The organism is Pseudomonas sp. MB-090624 (assembly GCF_003205245.1).
In the GTDB taxonomy this organism is placed as follows: Bacteria; Pseudomonadota; Gammaproteobacteria; order Pseudomonadales; family Pseudomonadaceae; genus Aquipseudomonas; species Aquipseudomonas juntendi.
On the sequence record NZ_QJRK01000006.1, the window covers coordinates 69645 to 82618 of the forward strand.

The 12974-nt window shown below is 62.8% G+C and carries 13 protein-coding genes; 6 read left to right on the forward strand and 7 right to left on the reverse strand.

Going from position 1 to position 12974, the window contains the following annotated elements; genetic code table 11:
* Positions 1 to 219: 219 nt before the first annotated feature.
* From DMX12_RS04820 to DMX12_RS04850, 7 genes are all read right to left on the reverse strand, one after another.
* Positions 220 to 2613 carry a TonB-dependent siderophore receptor gene (locus DMX12_RS04820; protein ID WP_110676546.1) on the reverse strand — a complete coding sequence of 798 codons (2394 nt, stop codon included), beginning with the start codon at positions 2611 to 2613 and terminating at the stop codon, positions 220 to 222.
* Between the two features lie 116 nt (positions 2614 to 2729).
* On the reverse strand, positions 2730 to 4673 hold the full coding sequence (locus tag DMX12_RS04825) for a response regulator (RefSeq protein ID WP_110676547.1): 1944 nt from the start codon (positions 4671 to 4673) through the stop codon (positions 2730 to 2732).
* On the reverse strand, positions 4663 to 5511 hold the full coding sequence (locus DMX12_RS04830) for a sensor histidine kinase KdpD (protein WP_110676548.1): 849 nt from the start codon (positions 5509 to 5511) through the stop codon (positions 4663 to 4665). Before DMX12_RS04830 ends, DMX12_RS04825 begins: the two co-directional genes overlap by 11 nt.
* Positions 5504 to 6517, reverse strand: coding sequence for an ATP-binding protein (locus DMX12_RS04835; RefSeq protein ID WP_110676605.1), 1014 nt, complete (start codon positions 6515 to 6517; stop codon positions 5504 to 5506). Before DMX12_RS04835 ends, DMX12_RS04830 begins: the two co-directional genes overlap by 8 nt.
* Entirely contained in the window at positions 6514 to 6918 is a 405-nt protein-coding gene (locus tag DMX12_RS04840; protein WP_029885914.1) for an anti-sigma regulatory factor, read from the reverse strand. The genes DMX12_RS04835 and DMX12_RS04840 overlap by 4 nt, the downstream gene beginning before the upstream one ends.
* Entirely contained in the window at positions 6915 to 7277 is a 363-nt protein-coding gene (locus tag DMX12_RS04845; RefSeq protein ID WP_054905950.1) for an STAS domain-containing protein, read from the reverse strand. The genes DMX12_RS04840 and DMX12_RS04845 overlap by 4 nt, the downstream gene beginning before the upstream one ends.
* Positions 7278 to 7281: 4 nt before the next feature.
* Positions 7282 to 8133: an STAS domain-containing protein gene (locus DMX12_RS04850; protein ID WP_110676549.1), complete on the reverse strand. Its 852-nt coding sequence runs from the start codon at positions 8131 to 8133 to the stop codon at positions 7282 to 7284.
* A gap of 395 nt (positions 8134 to 8528) precedes the next feature.
* Here DMX12_RS04850 and DMX12_RS04855 point away from each other — a divergent pair, with 395 nt between their 5' ends.
* From DMX12_RS04855 to DMX12_RS29780, 6 genes are read left to right on the forward strand one after another with little or no spacing between them, the layout of a single operon-like run.
* Positions 8529 to 9047, forward strand: a complete 519-nt coding sequence (locus tag DMX12_RS04855; RefSeq protein WP_110676550.1) for a type IV secretion protein IcmW — start codon at positions 8529 to 8531, stop codon at positions 9045 to 9047.
* A 58-nt stretch (positions 9048 to 9105) separates the two neighbouring features.
* Positions 9106 to 9885, forward strand: coding sequence for a hypothetical protein (locus DMX12_RS04860; RefSeq protein ID WP_232108461.1), 780 nt, complete (start codon positions 9106 to 9108; stop codon positions 9883 to 9885).
* 11 nt (positions 9886 to 9896) lie between these two features.
* Positions 9897 to 10652, forward strand: a complete 756-nt coding sequence (locus DMX12_RS04865; RefSeq protein WP_110676552.1) for a hypothetical protein — start codon at positions 9897 to 9899, stop codon at positions 10650 to 10652.
* Position 10653: 1 nt separating this feature from the next.
* Complete coding sequence (locus DMX12_RS04870; protein WP_110676553.1) at positions 10654 to 11790, forward strand: hypothetical protein; 1137 nt, start codon at positions 10654 to 10656, stop codon at positions 11788 to 11790.
* A 7-nt stretch (positions 11791 to 11797) separates the two neighbouring features.
* A complete protein-coding gene (locus tag DMX12_RS04875; protein ID WP_256598390.1) occupies positions 11798 to 12784 on the forward strand; it encodes a hypothetical protein in 987 nt (328 codons plus the stop codon).
* On the forward strand, positions 12754 to 12972 hold the full coding sequence (locus DMX12_RS29780) for a hypothetical protein (RefSeq protein WP_256598391.1): 219 nt from the start codon (positions 12754 to 12756) through the stop codon (positions 12970 to 12972). The genes DMX12_RS04875 and DMX12_RS29780 overlap by 31 nt, the downstream gene beginning before the upstream one ends.
* Positions 12973 to 12974 lie beyond the last annotated feature (2 nt).

Genomic DNA, 12974 nt, shown 5'->3' on the forward strand with positions numbered 1-12974 from the left:
GGGGGCAACCCTTCAAGGCCTGGCTGGGCGCTACGCTTGAGCCCGTGCACAGGGGTGCGGACGGGTTCTGGCGTAGTGACGTTTTGATATCAGGCCTATGATTATCTTGTACAGAAAAAGTTCTTTGTACAATTTTATTTGATTGGGCGATGCGAGGGTTGGATTGGGAGGGGGTCACCCAGCTGTGGGGCTGGGTGACGATCATGAGCCTGGGCTGGCTTACCAGCTGTAACTCAACTTGGCGGTCACTTCCCGCCCTGGGTTGTAGTAATCGGCCGTACCCGAGCCCACTACATGCTGCTCGTCGAACAGGTTGCTGACATTCAGCGCCAGGTCGGTGCCCTTGGCGATCTTGTAGTTCAGCGCAGCGTCGAACAGGGTGGTGCCGTCGCTTTTCTTGGTGTTGGCCGCGTCCATGAAGTAACCGCCCACGTACCGCGCCCCCAAGCCCACGCTCACGTCGGTGTCGGGTATGTCGTAGTAGCTCCACAGCGAAGCCGTATGCTTGGGCGCAACGGTGAACTCTTTGCCTTTGAGCGAGCTGCCGTCATACAGCGAGCCGCGCAGCACTTCGGTGTCCATGTACGAATAGGCCCCGATCAGGCTGAGGTTCTGCGTGACCTGGGCCTTGGCTTCCAGGTCCAGGCCGCGCGCGCGGGACTCGCCCACGGTTTGCTGCTCGATGATGCCGCTGGGCAGCACCACGGCGATGGTGACGTTTTCCTGGGTCAGGTCGTACACGGCGGCCGAGAACATCGCATCCATGCCCAGCGGCGAGTACTTCACGCCCACTTCGTACTGCCTGCCGGTCTGCGGGGTAACCCCTACCTGCGGCGGCGAAACCGATTCCACCATGCTGACGTAGGTCGACACTTCATCGTTGACGATGTAGGTCAGCGCGCCGCGGTAAGAGGTTTCCGAGAAGGTATCGCTCTGCCTGTTCACACCCCCCACATACTCGGTGCTGGTCAGGTCCATCGAGTCATTGCGCATACCCACCGTGGCAATGACGCGGTCGTAGAAGGACAGGTTCTGCTGCAGGAACACGGCCTTGGTGGTGGCGTCGTTTTTCTCGCGGCTATACGGCGTGATGCCGCCGGGTACGCCGGTGAACACGGGGTTGGCGATGTCTATCGACGGCGCCAGGCTGTACACCGAGCGCTGTTTGTTGGTCGAGTCCAGGTATTCCACGCCCACCAGGGTGCTGCTGTCGATGTGCTCGAACTGGGCATCGTACTGCAGCATCAGGTTGCCATTGAGCTGGTCCGCGTCGCTGTCGGTGCCGAACACGTAGCGGGGGATCACGGTGCCCACCCGCTCGGCGCTGTCGCTCAGGTAGACGTAGCCGAAATCATCGCTCAGCTCGCTGTAGCGCAGGTTGCTGCGCAGGGTGAAACCGTTGTCGAAGTCGTGGGTGATGCTGGCGCTGAGGCTGGTGCGCTCCACATCATGGAAGTTGTAGCCGGGCTCGCCGTAGAAATCGCTGCGGTCGTATTCCTTGTCCAGCGGGTAGCCACCGCTGTTGGGCGAGCTATTGGTCTTGAGGTAATCGAGAATCAACGTGGCCGAGGTGAAGTCGCTGGGCGCCCAGGTCAGGCCGCCCATCACGAAGCGGTTGTCGTCTTGCGAGTGGTCGTACTCGCGGTCGCTGTTCTGCAGCTTGGCCGTGAAGCGGCCGGCCAGGGTCTGCTCGTCGTTCAGGGCATCGCCCACGTCAATGCCGGTCTCGGCATGGTCGTAGGAGCCGTAGGTCACGTAGCCCTGGCCGAACTTCTCGAAGCGCGGCTGCTTGGTCACGAAGTTCACCGAGCCGCCCGGGTCTGCCGGGCCGAACAGGGTGGAGTTGGCGCCGCGCAGAATCTCGATGCGTTCATAGGCATAGGGGTCTTCGCGCACACCGCGCATCGAGCTCAGGGTAAGGCCGTCGCGGTAGGTGGTGGCCTGGAAGCCGCGGATCTGGAAGTAATCGTTGCGGTCGTCCGAGCCGTAGAAGTCGCTGACCACGCCCGGGCTGTACTGCAGCGCTTCCTCGGTGGTGCTGACGCTGCGCTGCTCCATTTCCTTGCGGGTCACCACAGACACCGAGGCCGGGGTGTTGAGGATGCTGGTGGCCACCTTGCCACCGACCCACAGTTCCTTGGCCACCACTGAATTAAGGTCGTCATCGGCGCTGGCCTTGACCTTGGCATTGATGATGACCGGCGCCAGCCGGTAATCCTCGGTCGCACCCAGCTCCAGCGGGCCGGCAGCCGGCGCTTGCGCAATGATCTGGTAGGCCTGGGGGCCTTGCTGTTCAACCTGCAGATCGGTCCCCTGCAACAGCGCCGACAACGCGGCGGGCGTCGCCAGGCCGCCCTGCACGCCCGGGGTGGTGCGGTTGGCCACGGTCTGCGCGTCGAAGGCCAGGCTCACACCCGCCTGGCGGGCAAAACGGTCCAGCGCAGGTGCCAGCGGGCCAGCAGGGATGTTCCACTGCTGCAGTTGCAGGGTGTGATCAGCGCCAGCAGGTTGCGCCAGCGCTGGCAATGCCGGGCTGCTGACAACCAAACCCAGAATCGCCGCGTGCATGGCACGGCTGAGGGGGTGGCGCTGTGGAACCGGTGTCGAACTCATTTTCTCGCTCCGTAGAGGGTCGGCGGGTGGCCTGTATTCCGGCCTTGTGCAAAGGCCGAACGAGAATGAGAAAACACCTCATTTATTTTCAGAAAAAAACGACGGGGGTAATTGCCTCAGGGGGTACCGACCGCCTGGCGCACTTTCACCAGCAGCTCGTAGAGCTGAAACGGCTTCACCAGCATGTCCATGCCCGCGCCGAGAAAGGCCTGGCGGTCCTGGGCCGCATCGGCGTACCCGGTCATGAACAGCACCGGCAACTGGGGCCGGTAGCACCGCGCCAGGTCGGCCAGTTCGCGGCCGCTGAGGGTCGGCAGGCCAACATCGGTCAGCATCATGTCTAGGCTGGCGTCGTCGCGCAGGTGCCGCAACGCCTCGTCAGTGGTGGTGGCCACCGTACAGCGGTACCCGGCATCGGTCAGCGCTTCTGCCACCGCCACCTGCACCGAGGCCATGTCTTCCACCACCAGCACGTGCTCGCCATTGCCTTGCAGGTTCTGCACGTTGGCCGGCTCCACCGCTACCGCGGCCTCCGCGCTGGCCGGCAGCAACAGGGTCACCTCCGTGCCCTGCCCCACCACGCTGCTCAGCAGCACATGCCCGCCGGACTGCCGGGCGAAGCCGTAGATGGTCGACAGCCCCAGCCCGGTGCCCTGGCCCACCGGTTTGGTGGTGAAGAACGGGTCGAACACCTTTTCCAACAGCTCCGGCTCGATGCCGCTGCCGTTGTCGCGCACGTTGACGGCAATGTAATGGCCGTCCGCCAGGTCGGGGTTGCCCTGCGACCAGGTGGCTGCGGTGTTCACCCAGATCCGCCCCCCCTTGGCCAAGGCATCGCGCGCATTGATCACCAGGTTGAGCACCGCGCTCTCCAGTTGCACCGGGTCGACCAAGGCGATGGCCGGGTGGGTCGACAGGTCCAGGGTAAGCTTGATGCGCTCGCCGATGGTGCGGTTCAGCAGCTCTTCCAGCGAGCGTACATGCTGGTTGACGTCCACCGGGCGGGTATCCAGTGGCTGCTGGCGCGCGAAGGCCAGCAACCGGTGGGTCAACGAGGCCGCGCTGGTGGCTGAACTGAGTGCGGCTTCGGCGTACCTGGGCACTTTCTCTATACGGTTTTCCGCCACCCGTTTGCAGATCAGCTCCAGGCTGGTGATGATGCCGGTGAGCAAATTGTTGAAGTCGTGGGCAATGCCGCCGGTCAGGCTGCCCAGGGCATCCATTTTCTGCAGTTGCAGCAGTTGCGCTTCGGTGCGTTCGCGCACCGCCACTTCCCGCGCCAACTGGTTGGTGGCATCGTCCAGGCGGGCCAGGTGGGAGCGCTCCCGGTGGCGGTGCTCGGTGATGTCCTCGATGAACACCAGGCACAGCCCTGGCGCCTGGTAGGGCGACAGTTGCCACTCGGTTTCGCGTACATGCCCGTGCACCAGCATGCTCAGGGTGCCCTTCCAGCGCTCGCCAGCCGCCAGGTGCCGGCGCAGTTCAGCCAACGCTGGCTCCTGGCCGCTGGCAAAGCATTCCAGCAGTTGCCCGGGGTTGCTGTTTTCCTGGGTCAGGTGGCTGAATGCCTGGTTGCACTCGTGCACCTTGAACTCGGCGTCGAGCACCGCGATGGGCGCCGATACACCGGTAAATATCTCGCGAAAGCGCGCCTCGCTCTGGCGCAGGGCGCGCTCGGCGTCCCGCACCCGCAACAGGGTACGCAAGGTTGCCAGCAACACATCCGGGTCTACCGGGTGCACCAGGTAGGCATCGGCGCCAGCGTTCAAGCCGGTGATGATGTCACCGCTCTGGATCGACGCGGCCGACACGTGAATCACCGGCAACAACGCCGTGCGGGCATCTTCGCGCAGCAACCGTACGATATCGAACCCGCTCATGTCGGGCAGGTTCACGTCCAGGATCAAGGCATCTATCTGCTCGTCGCGAATCAGCGCAAGGCCTTCACCGCCGGTGCCTGCCTCCAGCACTTCGTAGCCGTGCACTACCAGGCGCCGGCGCAGTGCGTAGCGGGTGGCGACGTTATCGTCCACGATCAGCAAGCGCACCTCAGGTTTCATCGGCGTTCTCCTGAGCCAGGGCCAGAGGAATCACCACGAAGAAGGTAGAGCCTTTCCCTGGTTCACTGTGCACCCCCACTTCGCCACCCAGCAGCATGGCGAAGCGCTTGCACAACGACAGCCCCAGGCCAGTGCCGCGAAAGCGCTTCTGCAGTGGCGAATCTACCTGGGTGAAATCTTCGAACAACGTATCCAACAGCTCTGCTGCAATGCCAATGCCGGTATCACTGACGGCAAAGCGGATGCGGTCGTCGCCATACAGCTGGGCCGACACCCGCACCTCACCCTGGGCGGTGAACTTCAGCGCGTTGGAAATGAAATTGCGCAGAATCTCCGCGAGCTTCTTGTCATCGGTGTACAGCCGCGGCAGCCCTGTAGGCTCCTCGAAGATAAGGTCGACTGCAGTAGCGTCGACAATCGGCCGGAACATGCCGCGCAAGGCCGTGAACAGATCGAGCATGTCGAACCAGGCCGGCGAGATGCTGATGCGCCCGGCTTCGATCTTGGCAAGGTCGAGCAGGTCGTCGACCATGTCGGACAGCTCGCGGGTGGCGGTGCTGATGAAGGTGACCTGGCGGTGCTGTTCAGCCGACAGCGGCCCGTCGAGCTCGTCGGTAAGCAGGCCGGTGATGCTCAGGATCGAACCCAGCGGCGTGCGGAATTCGTGGCTCATGTACGACAGGAAGCGGCTTTTCAAGTCCGACGCCTGGCGCAGCTGTTCGGCCTGTATGTCCAACTCGGCGTACAGGGCCAGTACGCCCTGGTTGGTTTCTTCCAGTTCGGCACGCAGGGCATCGTTATCCGCCTGCAGCCGGGCAATTACCTCTGCATCAGCCATGCGCCGCCTCCAGGTCGATGACCAGCACGGTTACATCATCCCGGCCCCGGCAGAAGTCGCGGTGCAGCACTGCCGCGATGACGGCCGGGTGGCGGTGCACCAGGCCAGGGTAATTCTCCAGATTCCAACGGGACTGCAAGCCGTCGCTGTACATGATCAACAGTTTTCCATTTGCATGAGCGTAGTCAAATACCTGGGCTTTTCTATACTGGCCGCCAACGATGCCGGGCAACGAAGCCAACCCACGCACCTGGGTGGCGCTCACCAGGCTGGCGCCGATATTGCCGATGCCGGCAAAACCGAGGTGGTCGCGGGCACCGTCATAGCGTGCTATCGCCACCGCGCCACCACGGCTGCCATTCATGGCATGGTGCATGGCCTGCAATTGCTCCAACTGGCCGGCGAACGGGGCCTGGGCAAACACTGCCGCGCCCGCGCTGGCTGCAGCCTGGGCATCCACACCGTGGCCCAGGCCGTCGATCACCAGGGCGCTGATACGCTGCCCTTCGATCGCCAGGTGCCAGGTATCGCCACAGGCGGGGTCGCCGTGCAGGGCATGCTGGCTTACCCCCACGCGCAGGTCTGGCGCGTGGTCGCGCTGGGCGTGCACGCGCGCCAGCACCACCGCGCCGCGCGCATCGGCGTACACATCGAATACCTGGGCCATGCGCGCCAAGGCCCCCAGGCCGATACCCTGGGTGCCTGCGGTTGAATAACCGTCGGTCAGGCAGGCCTGTGCATCAAAGCCCTGGGCACGGTCCGCCGTGAGCAGTTCAATGGCATACCCCCCGTGCTCACGGGGCAGCACCCGCAGGTGCAGTTCACCGCAGCCTGCATGCTTGAGCACGTTGCTGCACAGCTCGGTGGCCAGCAGCGCCACACGGCCGCAGTCCTCTTCGTCAAAGCCGTGCCGCTCGGCCAGCTTTTGTGCGGTACGCCGGGCGTGGCCAACATCGCTCGGGTCTGCCAGGCCCATCACCTGGGTCTGGCTGGCGAATAGGTTCATGCCCATCGGGTGATCGTCACGCGTGTGCCCTGCCCTGGCGCGGTGTCCAGTTCAAATTCATGGACAAGCCGCCGAGCGCCGGTCAGGCCCAGGCCCAGGCCACCGCCCGAGGTCCAGCCGTCAGTCAGCGCCAACTTGATGTCGGGGATGCCGGGGCCCTCGTCGCGGAACAACAGGCGCAAACCGGTGCGCCCGCCATCCTCCAGCACAGCCCAGTCCATATCGCCACCACCGCCATACACCACCGTGTTGCGCGCCAGTTCACTGACTGCCGTCACCAGCTTGGTCAGGTCCACCAGGCGCATGCCGCATTCGCCGGCCAGCTTGCGCGCCAACTGACGCGCCAGTACCACATCCTGTTCGATTCGTACCGGCTGGCTGCCGCTTTCGCGCACATTCATTTTTGGCTCACTCGTTGACGCAGCACTTGCATGCCACGCTCCACATTGAGCGCCGTACTCACGCCCGGTAGGGTAAGGCCCAGTTCGACCAAGGTAATGGCCACGGCCGGCTGCATGCCGACCACCATGGTTTCGGCATCAAGAATGCGTGACAGGCCAGAGATGCTGGCGATCATCCGGCCGATGAACGAGTCGACCATGTCCAACGCGGAAATATCGATCAACACGCCCCGGGCCGAGGTACTGCTGATGCGCTCGGTCAGGTCTTCCTGCAGGGTCAGCGCCAGCTGGTCGTGCATGTCGACCTGAATGGTCACAAGCAGGAACTCGCCCATCTGCAGGATCGGGATACGCTCCATGGGCTTACCCCTGCTTGCTGATGTCGCAGCCCAGGCGTGCAAGGGCTAGCTTGAGGGCGTCGGCCAGGCTGGCCTTGGTAGTCAGCGAGCCCAGATCCAGCCCCAGGTGCACGATGGTCTGGGCGATTTGCGGGCGCACGCCACTGATGATGCAGTCGGCGCCCATCAGGCGGATGGCCGTGACGGTCTTCAGCAGGTGCTGCGCGACCAGGGTGTCGACGGTGGGTACACCGGTGATATCGATGATGGCAATTTCCGAGCCGGTGTCGACGATGCGTTGCAGCAGCGACTCCATGACCGTCTGGCTACGCTGCGAGTCCAGCGTACCGATCAGTGGCAGCGCCAGCACCCCGTCCCACAGTTTGACCACAGGGGTAGACAGCTCCAGCAGTTCTTCCTGCTGGCGCCTGATCACCTCCTCGCGGGTTTTCTGGAAGGCGCGGATGGTGTGCATGCCCATGCCATCGAGCAGTTCCGACACCAGCCACAGTTGCTCGGCCAGGCGGGCCGGCTCGCTGCTGTACTGCGCTTGCAGCAAGCCGAACAGCGGCCCTTTCAAAGCGAAGATGAAGAACGCGGCCTGGTGCGAATCGTGGCCAAGCTGAGCGCGGCTGGCAGAAAGCTTCTCCAGGAACCGGCGCAACGCCTCCCACTCGCTGCCGGCCAGGTGGTTGCCGCCACTAGCGCGCAGGCCGTCCACCAGCAACTGCAGAAATTCCTGGGTTTCCTGTGCCAGTACCTGTTCTTTGATATTGCGCGTGGCGCCGTTGGTTTCGAGGCCGGCTGTCCATTCCTCGCGCAGTTGCGCCTGGCTATGTTGGATAGCCTCCAACGTGCTGCCTTGCAGTGTTGCCATGTGCCTTCGCTCCAGTGGTGAAGGCCGGCGTCCCGATGAATGGCCGGCCTGCTGTGAATGACATTTGCCGGTTCGATTAGTTGTGCAGCGGGAAAAGATAATTGCATTAAGCCATTTAGGATAGCCCAACGGCTTCGGATTGCGGCACGGCTGCTGTCAATCAGTGGCTTCAGGCACGGCTGGCGCACAGCACTGCTTTCTACTCGCAGCCCCTGCCAATCAAAGGCTTCAGCTGCAGGGCGTCGCCCACTTCACCCACGAGACAGTGGCCATTTGCCAATAGCCGGCAACTATATTTCACATGTCAAAAAGTTGATACGCCATCATTTTTGATACAGAATTAGAAACAGGATGCATTTTAGCGTATTTCAGTATGCTTAAAGCGAGTGCAGGGAATGGACCAACACACAGCGTACGGTGCGCACACACCGGCCATTGAACAGCTTGACCTCACGGCCCACGGGGTTCTTGGGCATTTCGCCAAGTCATCGCGCAATGCCGCACTGGTCAAGTTCCTGATCAGCATGGATCGCCTAGACCGCTGGGCGGTGGACTTCGATGAGGATGCTTCAGGGCAGCAATTCGAAATCCAATTGCTGGTGCAGGAACTGCAGGCGTTCATCGAAGCCTACGCAGGGGTCCTGCACCACGTGCCGCAGCGATTCGCCGAACTGCTGGCCCAACTTACCTCTTCGCGCTGTATGTACCTGGTGCGCTATGTCGCGCAACACAATGATGCGTTTACCGGAGCGCTGACCCCGCTGCTGGCCGGCGACCTTGCGCAGCCCGCTGATTTCACGGCATTTCGCCGCCGGCTGGATGCCTTCAGCAAAGCTCACCTGCTCAGCGAGATCTTCTGCGCAGAGCGGCTGCGCGAGATATCCCAGATCATGGAGAGTTACGCAGATGTATAACGGACGACCGAACCCTGTTGCTGCAGCGGTAGGCAAATCTGTGGGCAAGCACGCGGCCATGGGCAGCGTCCTAGGTGCCTGGTTACTGCTGGCAGGGCCGGCAGTGGCCGCTTCCAGCAGCCTGGGCGCTACGTCGAGCGGCTTGCTGTCGGAGCAGAGCTCGGTGGTGGCCGAGGCCATCAAAGCCGATGCCCAGGACTGTGCCGACGGCACCAAGGAAGGCACGATCGGCGCCTCCATCAACGACGCACTGAGAATTCATACCGAACTCGCGGCGGCAACACCCAACGTCGAATCGTTGTTCAGCGCCACGGCCGATTGCTTCGGGGGCTTGGGCAGCCTGTTCGACCTCTCTGGCTCCATCCCCAGCCTGGGTTCCATTTTCGCTGCTGCCCAGCAAGCGGTGCTGAAGTACGCGCAGAAGAAAGTGTGTACGGCGGTCCAGCAGGTGTCTTCCATGGTCACCAGCCCTATCAACCAGGCAATTGGCAAAGTCAGCAGCGGCACATCGCTGGCGGACCTGAACGGGCTGACCAATGGCTTGGTCAGCAAGGGCATGAGCACACTCGACCCGGAACTGGGCAGCAGCTACCACAGTACCCCTGCCGGTTACGAGGCCACCTACACGGTCGACGTCAACCCGTTCAATTACGTGCAAACCGACTTCGGCGGCGGCACTGGCACTGGCACTGGTACTGGCACCAGCAGCCCCGCTGCCACCAACACCGTGGCACCTGCAGCCAGTACCCCGCCCGCAAGCACTTCCAGCAGCACCAGCCGCTCCACGTCCGGGTCAGGCAGCGGGTCGTCCAGCTCGGCTGCCGGCCTGTTCAACTGAAGGGGTTGGGAATGAAGAAAATCGCAGCAGTTGCCGCCGTCGGCCTTGCCCTGGGCACTACGGCGCTTCCGGCCCAGGCCCTGACCTGGGCCTCGGTGCTGACGTTCATCAGCACCATGCAAAGCGAGCTGAGTGCCTGGTCGGTGACGGTCAAGCAAACGGCGCTGTCGGCCAACGTCGTCGCGCAGATGGACAACGATTCGAAAAAGCAGCTTGCCAATGCCGTTGGCGCCATCGAAATGTCCGACCGGGCAATGGCGGCTGTGACCTCATTCGACTCAGCAGTGGGGCAGCCGGTCACTAGCAAGTGCATTGCCCAGCAACAGGGCAAGCTCATGGTCGAGGCCGTTTCTCAGCGCGACAAGGACACAGCGCGCCTGATGGCGACCTATTCCTCGCAACGCGTTGGCTCCAAGGCCGCAGCCGATCAGGAAACGCTGGCCATGCACCGCGACAACTACTGCAGCGTGTCTGAAGCCAGGCAGGGCATGTGCACCCTCAACGCCAACGGCATGCAAGGCTGGGATGTGGACTACGCCGGGCCTTTCAGCGAAAAGACCCTTGCCCCGGAAGGCGAGACAGCAGCCTATGCCTACACCGCGATGATCACCGATCAACGGGCTGAAGCACATATCGACTGCAACTCGATCGCCTGCAATGCCGCCCAGTCGCAGCAACTTGCCGCCTCGGCAATGACTGCCATGGCTGCCAATTCTCTTGTCGGGCAAGTGACGGACCGTCGCGTGCCAATGCTCACGGGGCAGTGATATGAATTTCCGGCTCAAGTTAGCCAGCATCGTCGCAGGTTCGACCATGCTGTCGGGTGTGTCCTACGGCGCGTTGTACGGTTTCGGCCCCGCCGAAATGTGGACTGCAGCGCAGATCACCGCACTGTCAGGTTCCGTGGGCGGCAACATCACCACGTTTGGCACGACCTTCGCCAACCAGATGAACATCAAGTTCGAGCAGATCATCTCTGCCGTTGCCGTAGCCACCAAGCAGGAGGCACTGTCGGCAAGTGTGATTGCGGACAACAGCAGGCAAACCGCCGAGCAACTGATCAACGCCAGCCGTGCGCAGCAACAGAACGCGGCGGCGACCAAGGCCTATCTCGATTTCAATGCCGCTACCGGCCAAGGTTTCGACCCTTGCGGTACCGTGGTCAAGAACAAGTCGATGGACATCGCATTCACCAGCATGGCGGCCAGAGCCAAGGCAGCAGTTGGTGAACTGGATGCCTCTCCGGGTCGCTTGGTGCCTTCCACCGGCCAGGCGATGCAGCAGCGCCTGGAAGAGCACCGCGCCAAGTTCTGTACCGAAGCCGAGGCAAACGCCGGCCTCTGTACCCTCAGCAAGCTGCCCGGTGGCGACACCAACGCGGCGCTGCTGTTTGAAGCCGCCGATGCCGATTCGCTGGCTACCGAGGCGCGCACGGCCTACATCCAGCATGTGATAGGCCCGCCAGACGAGGCCCTGGCCAAGGAAGCCGGCGCTACGCCTGCCGGCGAAACCTACATGGTGCAGAAAAACCGCAAGGACTCGATGCTGTCCATACCCGCCTACAGCCTGTCGATGATCAACGCAGCCAACACCCGCAGCAAGGAATTCGGCGGTAAGTCGCCCAATGAAGTGCTCAAGCTGCGTGTGAACCAGTACTTTGGTGGCAAGGAGGCGCTGGAGTGGTCAGGCAACCTGGCGCGCCAGACGCAGCGTGGGTTGCTGGTCGAAGCGGCCAAGATGGGTGGCCTTGAGGTCTGGATCCATCAGCAACAGTACGAGCAGAACCAACGGTTGCTCGCCAACTTGGCAACGCTGGTCATCGCCTCCTCCGACGGCCTGAGCGCCCCTCTGGAAGCGCGCTACCAGAAGGTGCTGTCTGAAACTGCAGCGCAAGCGGTACAGTGAGGTGCCCATGAAACGGAATTTCGACGAAGCGCGTGAAGCACGCAAATGGAAGGTTTCGCTGGGTGCGTCGCTTGTCCTGACCTCTACGCTGGCCTGGGCCTATTGCCCGCCCCAGTATCAGGAAAACACCGTAGCACCGGCATTCACGGCTGCGACCCAGACCCTCAACGGCCTGGTGTCCGGGGTGGATGCGACGCTGTCGGCCCTGCTTGAAACCCAGAGCCAGCGCCTGACCTCGGCCATTGCGGTCCTGACCAAGCAAAAAGCCTTGGCGGCGAACCAGATCGCAGAGGCTGGGCACAATGCCGCCCAGCAAACGGCCACGGGGCTCAAGGTGCTCGCGCAGACCCAGCGCGTGAAGCAGTCACGCTTCGACTACGGTGGCGAATTCGGCCAAGGCTTTTCGCCTTGCTCGGTCTACGCGACCCGTACGCTGATCAGCGCCCGCGATGCCGATATGGGCGGCGAGGTGCGCCAGCGCGTCAAGTCGGAAATCGTCGCCGCCCCCGGGACCTACGCCGAGCCCATCAGCGCCCAGGCGGCACTGGTGCAGGCACGCAAGCCATTCTGCACCCAGGACCAGGCAGATTCCGGCCTGTGCGAATCGGTCGGTACGCTGCCGGGCGCCGACCTGACCGTGGCAACCTTGTTCGAACCCACCATGGAAAACGAACCGCTGTACCAAGCGAAAGTCGGCTTCGTCAATAACCTGGCCGGCCTGCCAGACGGACCAGTGCCGGCAGCGGCGGGCAAGTCCGCCGCCACCGAAGACTATGCCCTGTCCAAAGCCCGCAAAGATGCCCTGGTATCGCCGGCACTTGCCAGCCTGAAGGCCATTCAGCTTGACTACTCCGGCGTGGAAGGCAAGGAACAGGTACTGACCTGCCACTGGCCGTGCACTTTCGCAACGAGGTCAAACGGTATTCGGGCAATACCGCCCAATACGACAGCTGGGCCAGGGTCATGTCTGCGCAGAACGAACGCGGCGCGTTGATCGAGATCCTGAAGATCAAGGCGCTGGACCTGGCCATCCAGGAAAAACAGTATCGCCAGTACGAAAGCATGGAAGCCCAGCTGGCCTCATTGGTGTCGATGTCGGTAGCTGGCGCGGGGGCTCAAGCCCAGACCAGCCAGGCAGCAGCGGACGCCGCCAAGCAAAACGTGCAGCAGAGCGTGAAGTGACG

What these genes read in the sequence shown, in the direction of transcription:
- DMX12_RS04820 (WP_110676546.1), bottom strand. Translation starts at nt 2,613, where the DNA reads ATGAGTTCGACACCGGTTCCACAGCGCCACCCCCTCAGCCGTGCCATG.
- DMX12_RS04825 (WP_110676547.1), bottom strand. Translation starts at nt 4,673, where the DNA reads ATGAAACCTGAGGTGCGCTTGCTGATCGTGGACGATAACGTCGCCACC.
- DMX12_RS04830 (WP_110676548.1), bottom strand. Translation starts at nt 5,511, where the DNA reads ATGGCTGATGCAGAGGTAATTGCCCGGCTGCAGGCGGATAACGATGCC.
- DMX12_RS04835 (WP_110676605.1), bottom strand. Translation starts at nt 6,517, where the DNA reads ATGAACCTATTCGCCAGCCAGACCCAGGTGATGGGCCTGGCAGACCCG.
- DMX12_RS04840 (WP_029885914.1), bottom strand. Translation starts at nt 6,918, where the DNA reads ATGAATGTGCGCGAAAGCGGCAGCCAGCCGGTACGAATCGAACAGGAT.
- DMX12_RS04845 (WP_054905950.1), bottom strand. Translation starts at nt 7,277, where the DNA reads ATGGAGCGTATCCCGATCCTGCAGATGGGCGAGTTCCTGCTTGTGACC.
- DMX12_RS04850 (WP_110676549.1), bottom strand. Translation starts at nt 8,133, where the DNA reads ATGGCAACACTGCAAGGCAGCACGTTGGAGGCTATCCAACATAGCCAG.
- DMX12_RS04855 (WP_110676550.1), top strand. Translation starts at nt 8,529, where the DNA reads ATGGACCAACACACAGCGTACGGTGCGCACACACCGGCCATTGAACAG.
- DMX12_RS04860 (WP_232108461.1), top strand. Translation starts at nt 9,106, where the DNA reads ATGGGCAGCGTCCTAGGTGCCTGGTTACTGCTGGCAGGGCCGGCAGTG.
- DMX12_RS04865 (WP_110676552.1), top strand. Translation starts at nt 9,897, where the DNA reads ATGAAGAAAATCGCAGCAGTTGCCGCCGTCGGCCTTGCCCTGGGCACT.
- DMX12_RS04870 (WP_110676553.1), top strand. Translation starts at nt 10,654, where the DNA reads ATGAATTTCCGGCTCAAGTTAGCCAGCATCGTCGCAGGTTCGACCATG.
- DMX12_RS04875 (WP_256598390.1), top strand. Translation starts at nt 11,798, where the DNA reads ATGAAACGGAATTTCGACGAAGCGCGTGAAGCACGCAAATGGAAGGTT.
- DMX12_RS29780 (WP_256598391.1), top strand. Translation starts at nt 12,754, where the DNA reads ATGTCTGCGCAGAACGAACGCGGCGCGTTGATCGAGATCCTGAAGATC.